Raw genomic sequence first — 566 nt, 5'->3', positions numbered from 1 at the left:
GGCACTGTTGCAAATAGTCGGTGGTGATAAACTTATCATCCCCTTTTGCTGATGGAGCTGCACATGAACCCATTCAAAGGCCGGCATTTTCAGCGTGACATCATTCTGTGGGCCGTACGCTGGTACTGCAAATACGGCATCAGTTACCGTGAGCTGCAGGAGATGCTGGCTGAACGCGGAGTGAATGTCGATCACTCCACGATTTACCGCTGGGTTCAGCGTTATGCGCCTGAAATGGAAAAACGGCTGCGCTGGTACTGGCGTAACCCTTCCGATCTTTGCCCGTGGCACATGGATGAAACCTACGTGAAGGTCAATGGCCGCTGGGCGTATCTGTACCGGGCCGTCGACAGCCGGGGCCGCACTGTCGATTTTTATCTCTCCTCCCGTCGTAACAGCAAAGCTGCATACCGGTTTCTGGGTAAAATCCTCAACAACGTGAAGAAGTGGCAGATCCCGCGATTCATCAACACGGATAAAGCGCCCGCCTATGGTCGCGCGCTTGCTCTGCTCAAACGCGAAGGCCGGTGCCCGTCTGACGTTGAACACCGACAGATTAAGTACCG

At 54.4% G+C, this 566-nt stretch carries 1 protein-coding gene; it reads left to right on the top strand.

The annotated features are described in order from the left end of the window. Positions 1–63: 63 nt before the first annotated feature. The coding region (locus FDW88_RS01980; RefSeq protein WP_047727537.1) for an IS6-like element IS26 family transposase at positions 64–566 on the top strand (503 nt) is incomplete at its 3' end.

It is taken from the genome of Citrobacter sp. wls829 (genome assembly GCF_005280825.1).
Lineage (GTDB): Bacteria > Pseudomonadota > Gammaproteobacteria > Enterobacterales > Enterobacteriaceae > Citrobacter > Citrobacter gillenii.
This window is presented reverse-complemented; position numbering and strand designations above follow the sequence as displayed.